General features: G+C 44.1%; 8 protein-coding genes. All 8 read right to left on the bottom strand.

Features of this window, described 5'->3' with window-relative positions:
* Nucleotides 1-1,126 (bottom strand): hypothetical protein (locus PLI06_10115; protein HOI77947.1); only part of this gene is annotated, 1,126 nt, incomplete at its 3' end.
* A 1-nt stretch (nucleotide 1,127) separates the two neighbouring features.
* A complete protein-coding gene (locus PLI06_10110) occupies nucleotides 1,128-2,288 on the bottom strand; it encodes a DNA methyltransferase (protein ID HOI77946.1) in 1,161 nt (386 codons plus the stop codon).
* Complete coding sequence (locus PLI06_10105; GenBank protein HOI77945.1) at nucleotides 2,285-2,617, bottom strand: hypothetical protein; 333 nt, start codon at nucleotides 2,615-2,617, stop codon at nucleotides 2,285-2,287. Before PLI06_10105 ends, PLI06_10110 begins: the two co-directional genes overlap by 4 nt.
* Nucleotides 2,618-2,620: 3 nt before the next feature.
* Complete coding sequence (locus tag PLI06_10100; protein HOI77944.1) at nucleotides 2,621-2,989, bottom strand: hypothetical protein; 369 nt, start codon at nucleotides 2,987-2,989, stop codon at nucleotides 2,621-2,623.
* Nucleotides 2,990-3,387: 398 nt separating this feature from the next.
* Nucleotides 3,388-3,993 (bottom strand): hypothetical protein, encoded by a 606-nt coding sequence (locus tag PLI06_10095; protein ID HOI77943.1) that lies wholly within the window; start codon nucleotides 3,991-3,993, stop codon nucleotides 3,388-3,390.
* The gene (locus tag PLI06_10090) at nucleotides 3,984-4,172 is read right to left on the bottom strand and encodes a hypothetical protein (protein HOI77942.1); all 189 of its coding nucleotides are present in this window, start codon (nucleotides 4,170-4,172) and stop codon (nucleotides 3,984-3,986) included. Before PLI06_10090 ends, PLI06_10095 begins: the two co-directional genes overlap by 10 nt.
* Nucleotides 4,169-4,414, bottom strand: a complete 246-nt coding sequence (locus PLI06_10085; GenBank protein ID HOI77941.1) for a hypothetical protein — start codon at nucleotides 4,412-4,414, stop codon at nucleotides 4,169-4,171. The genes PLI06_10090 and PLI06_10085 overlap by 4 nt, the downstream gene beginning before the upstream one ends.
* Nucleotides 4,415-4,495: 81 nt before the next feature.
* The gene (locus PLI06_10080; GenBank protein ID HOI77940.1) at nucleotides 4,496-5,806 is read right to left on the bottom strand and encodes a DUF5711 family protein; all 1,311 of its coding nucleotides are present in this window, start codon (nucleotides 5,804-5,806) and stop codon (nucleotides 4,496-4,498) included.
* Nucleotides 5,807-6,002 lie beyond the last annotated feature (196 nt).

Here is a 6,002-nt window from a genome sequence, read left to right as displayed (position 1 = left end):
ATTTTAAATTGGCAAACTTTGCTTCTTCTGAAAGCATTAACGGGGACTCCCCTCCTCTAAATCCTATCACGGGATAGCCCTCCTCTTTTAGATTTGAATAGACGCCCGCTCCAACGCCGTTAGAGTCTATTATAAGCTTCTCAGGCGGATCATTGTCCAGCTTGTTCTTTGCCCAGTTATTGAGGGGCGATATCTCAAGCTTTGCCATGAAATCTATATCATAAATATTGAATATTCCCTGGCGAAGTGAGGCCTTGATGTAGACGCTGTAGTCATCTCCCATCTCGGCAACATCAAATCCGGCATATGTTGCACCTTTGCCTTTTCCTTCAGGATCAATAAGCGCCCTCTCTATCCAGGAGAGCGGTATCAAGGTGTTCTTATCTGCAGGCGGGAAGTTCCCCAGAACATGAATCTGAAAGAACGGGCTGTCAGTGCCATAATCCTCAGCCATCTGGGATATCCACTGCTTTGACACGCGTGGGCTAAGCCTGCCATCAAGATGGAACGTCTTCCAGTTTGAGCTTTTTGAATGGAAGATGTCGTAGAAGAATCCCTCTGGCCTTGTGGGATTACCTATTAAAAGTATCTTGGACGAGTTCACACCTTCTTGGGTCTGCGTCCCCTCGATGGCCTCGAATATCTCATCCGGCACCCCTGATGCCTCATCCACTATGAACATTAGATACGGCGCATGAAATCCGAGCATGTTCTCTTTTTTGTCTGAGGCTCTTCCAATCATTGCCCAGTCGTCACCATAGGTTCCATCAGGCCTTATCATTAAGACCTCAGCATCCCTCGGCGGAAGGTATAGAAATGGCCTTAAAATCGGGGCTTTGGAAATATTAGCCCTGATCTCCTTCCAGAGTATTCGCTGCACCTGCTGCCAAGTCGGCGCAGTCGTGACAACAATAGATTTCGGTCTTGTGGTAAAAAACCATAGCCCAAGCTTTGCAGCAGTCCAGGTCTTTCCGGGGCCGTTCCCGCTCCTTACAGCTATCCTGTCGTGCACTGCAACGGCCTCAAATATGGGCCTCTGCAGATCGTCCGGCCCCTCGCCAAAGCAGTCAACTGAAAATCTCACAGGATCATCTATCCAGGATGCGAGGAGTGATTTCATACCCATTTTAAGAATCAGGCCTCTCTTTCTCTAAGCTGGCCCTAATTTTAAGGCCAGAGTTTGATATTCTTGCAGCTGCTATCTCTGCATATTCCTTCTCGAGCTCTATGCCGATCCAACTTCTATTAAAAAGCTCGCATGCCATGGCCGTGGTGCCGCTTCCAAGGAACGGGTCCAAAACTGTCTCTTTTGGCCTAGACCCTAGAACAGTCAAATAAGACATGAGCTTTACCGGCTTCACAGTTGGATGGTAGTTGTGCCGCTCACTTTTGTTCCTCTTCTGAGGAATATCGACTGACTCCTCGTCATCGCACCATCTCTTTGGCCCTATGGATTCGCATCCTGATTCTTTTTCACTCTTTGAGGGCTTCTTCACAAAGAGGAATGGGAATCTGTCCGCTATGTCTTTAGGAAGTGAATCAACTCTTTCCTCAAACCACATGTCAAGGTCGAACATGTAGGAGTCCCCGCCGAATACTTTATCACAAGAAAGCAGATTTGATGGGAATCTAGAAAATCCGTCTTCATTGGGTATCGAGCAGTCTCTTAACCATGTAACTCCCTTGCCGTTTTTTAGGGCCTGGTCGGTATGGCTCTTTTCTGATAGCGGCTTCATGGCAACTATTACCACTTCAACGGCGGGCTTGGGCTGAAATCCTGCATAGCCTCCTGATAGCCTTTTTGCGTCATCAGATGCAGGAAGCGTGAAATCGATCTCCCGCCTGCCACAGGCATAGTGCTTCCCCCAGCATAGAGCGGATCTCTGCCTTCCCGGCATTTCAACTGGCTCTCTTTTAAGGCCACACCTTCTGTCAATCACTTTGGAAATGTCAAGAGCCTTAGGAAATCCGGAATGATAGGCCCAAAAAATAGGAGTGAATCTGATCTCAAATCCCGCCTCCTCTAAATTTAGGGCCATTCTTAGAAGGCAGTCAAGCCTTGGTGCGCTCATTATAAATGCAAATGATCCAGGTTTAAGGAGCCTATTGCACTCCTTCCAGATATCAACTTTTGGCACCGCCCTGTCCCAGTCCTTTCCCAAAAAAGAGTAGCCGTATGGAGGGTCTGTCAGGAGAAGATCAATCGATTCAGAAGGAAGCTCTTTCATGACATCAAGGCAGTCGCCCTGATAGATTTTCCCAAGATCAAACTCATAGAAGGGCTTCAATTTGGATTTTCCCTCTCCCTGTGGATCTCCTCAATAATGGCCGAGAGATTGATCGTTACTTCCTTCTCCTTCTCTCTCGATTTTGGCGTCAGCCTATACTCGGAAAGCCACTTCCTTATAGATTCGCTCGCCTGATTTATGTCAACATCTTCGCCGGATAATAGCCTTGGGAGCAGTATGCACTTCTGGCATACCAGGGCAAGAGATATCTGATCGGCTGCAATCTCGTCAATCTCAAAGCTCTCTATGATGTGCTTGTAAAGCTTTGAATAGAGCTTTCTTTCCTTCTCACCTAAGGACTCCTTGGATATCTTCAATAATCCTGTCATCTTCTAGCCGTGGTAGTCCGTCCCTTCCTGTTTCGGTATCTCAAAGGTATCGTATAAGACGCCCCCAAGGACCCCCGTCATGAATCCCTTGTCATAGTCAAAGACAAGCTGGATCTTCCTGTCTAGCCTTGTGAGTATCAATCTGCCCTCGGTGTCAACTGCGACATTGAAGTTGTCCCTATCTATTGAGGTGAGTATGCCGTCAGATAACGGAACTACAACAAGATTAAATCCGCCGGTGCACTTTTTTGGGCCAAGGGGGAGGTGATGCCTGACAGAGTAAATAAATCCTTCATCACCCTGGCTGTGAGAAACATCAAGCACGAGCCTGTTCTTGGCCCTATCTCTTAAGCCCGTATCGTTTCCTCCCAAGATTTGAAAAGCAGACGGGGCATGTGAAGTTGTGCTCTGCCGGATGCTTTATCGTGTTGCCGCATGTCCTGCAGTAAAGCGGCCCGGTATCGCAGTCCGGGCATTTGAGCTCCAATCCGCATTTAGCGCACCTATGAATCTTTTCTTTCCGCTCGATAGCTACCGCATCCTTTGCTGCAAAGCCTAACGTAATGGAAGTGGACTTTTCTCCCCTCAAAATAAACGCTTGTTGCAGGCTCGCCGTTTGTCAGCGTGCACTTGATAGTCGGGAGGATCTCGCCCCTTGATCTGCATGTGGGGCAGAGGTGCTCAGGGATTAGAAATGTCCCGCAGTGGGGGCATCTCTTCTTATCCTTTGTATAGCCGGTCGACCTGCAGCTGGGGCATTTCATCAGGCATCAGACCTTGTTACAACTGCTCCCGCAATCTGGATGTACCGTCTTTTGAGCCTTGCATGTGGGCCTATGGTAAATGCTCCTGACGGGGCCTTTTTGCAGGGCATCGTAGTCCTCCCTTGTCCCACCCAGGAATCCGGTGTCTAAGTAGATGTAGTTTGCAACATTCAGCAAATGCTTTGTAAGCCCGTCCTCGCCTAGCTCTCCCAAGGCCTGCCAGAGGTACTCCTGGTCCACCAAAAGGCCGTAGTCGGTGTATTTGCGGAGATTGATCCTAGCCCAATCCGGCAGCTTGAAAAGAATTTCCCTGTTGTCGTCAAAGAACTGGGATAACAGGTTCTTTCTCTTGATCAGATCTTCTCTTGCCTTGTTTGCAGCGTCCATCGTGTCTTTGGATCGTGATGCAACGACATACATCGCCCGCTTGTATTTGACCCAATCAAGCTCATTTGCTTCAAGCACATCCCTGCTGCCGTATTTCTTCAGGAGCTTCTCCATCAATGTCCTCGCATCTTCTAGATCTTTGTCAGTTGTACCGGGGATGTAGTTTGACTCGAACTCCTGGCCTACCGTATCGTTGGCTTTCGCCAATTCAATATCTATGGGCATGGGATTTCCTCCAATACGTTTGGCGTGCCAGTGTGAGGGGCAGCCCATCTTTTCATCCTTCCGATCTCAATCCAGTCGCCTTCTGTTATGAAGACTGAACTCCCTTCAGAATCTGTGATGGTGCAGCTTTCTACCTCTTCGCCGTTGTGGATTGAAGTCGTGCTAAAAAATGTCCTCAAGCTTCCCCCTTCTTTGCGGCGAAGCTCCATTGAAATAGGGCCCTGCCCTTTTCCCAGATGGCCCGGAACTCCTTCTCGGTCACGGCGTCGTCATAGAGCGCCTCATCGACCACATTAAAAAACTCGGCGAGCTCGTGGATCTTTGTCTTCACAAGCTCCCACCCTGCAAAGGCCCCTATACCAAGCGATACGAGGTATGGGAGGATCTTCGCAAGGACCTCAAAAACCTGTATTTCGGACATCTAAAGTCCTCGATGTCCAATATTATACATTGGTGTTTAAAAAGATTGTCCTTTGGATTTTATAAAATGGTATAAAAAATATTAAGATTTATTTTTTATATAGAAATAAATAATAGTTCCTAAAGATAGCAATACAATATATGAGATTGGAGAAAGCCCAACGTTTTTTGGAGTAGAAGTGCTATTGAGAGTTTTTGTATCAAATAAATATAACTTATATCCCCCGGCGACCAAATATTCTCCATTTTTAGATAAACATGATCTATATAACTGTAAAGAGTCTATTGTATTTTTTATTTCTCCAGTTCTTGCATCTAGAATAATTAATTCGCCATAAAGATAGAACAAGTAGATATATCTTCCATCATTCGTGATTTTTATATCCGATAAAATGCCAGATTCAATGTCTGATTTCCACAAAACTTCGGCACTTTGATTTAATAATGTAAGCGAGGACATATCTTTATTATTAAGCATATAAGGGTGTTCTACAATTACATACTTACCGTCAGATGTCATTGAATAGGAGTTAATAGAATACTCATCTGGAGAATATTTAATTGAATTCCCTTTTCTGTCAAAATAATATACTCCGTTAAATTCTCTAGCAACAATTAAGTTTCTATCATCTGAAAATTTAACTTCATCTACTCCTAACTCAGTTTCCCGTTCCCAAAGCTTTTTGCCATTTTTATCGAATAGTTCTAGCTTAGAGGATATAAGTTCCATTTCTTCATCATCATATTCACTCGATTCAATAGCAATTAAATCTAAGTTGTCGGAGGCCCAAAAATAATTTCTATCGTTTGAGTATATTCGGACTAATTTCTTCTCAATATTATACATTGCGATATTATTTGGGGTGGCAATTAGAACATTACCGAAAGAATCGACATAAGGATTTCTTGCACCATCATAGGTCCAAAGAGGTGTGCCAGATACATTAAAAACATAAACTTTTTCTCCGCATTTCTCAAAATCTGTGAAACAAGACTGGCTCACAGTTTCTACTACTATGTATTCCCCTTTGCCACTCATTCGAATATTCTCTATCTCATACTGAGTTTTAAATTCCCATAGCTCTTTTCCTTTGCTGTCAAGCATTACTATTTTGCTTTGCTTGTCTAACAAAAGTCTCCCTTTTTCATCCATTAGGACATTCCTCTTGTCATCAAGAATAGCATTCTCCCTATAAAGTCCGACTGCGATATAACTAGAATCGTCGCTCATGGCGATAGAATATACGCCCCATTCCCTATTCGACGAATCATATTTTGGGATATTCTTGCTGGGATCGTAGACCCAAAGCTCTTGGGCATAGATTGTAGATATTGGTGTGATTAATAGGATGAATAATAAAATAAATCCCAATAAAAAATTAAACGACTTCATTCAATCAAAAATTAATTGTTTCCCCCATTTATAAGAATATGGAAAAAAATACGGAAAATATGGAAAATTATTTCTTTTCCATTTTAATACTTGGCCCTAAAAATAATATCTATAAATTCCCACAAATTTATAAGTTATATGATGTATTTTTTAATATGTCTTTTAGAAGTACTATTGGAATCATTATTGCCTTATC

This window comes from Methanofastidiosum sp. (assembly GCA_035362715.1).
GTDB lineage: Archaea > Methanobacteriota_B > Thermococci > Methanofastidiosales > Methanofastidiosaceae > Methanofastidiosum.
The sequence above is the reverse complement of the archived record's forward strand: the minus strand, read 5'-3'. Positions and strand labels throughout refer to the sequence as shown.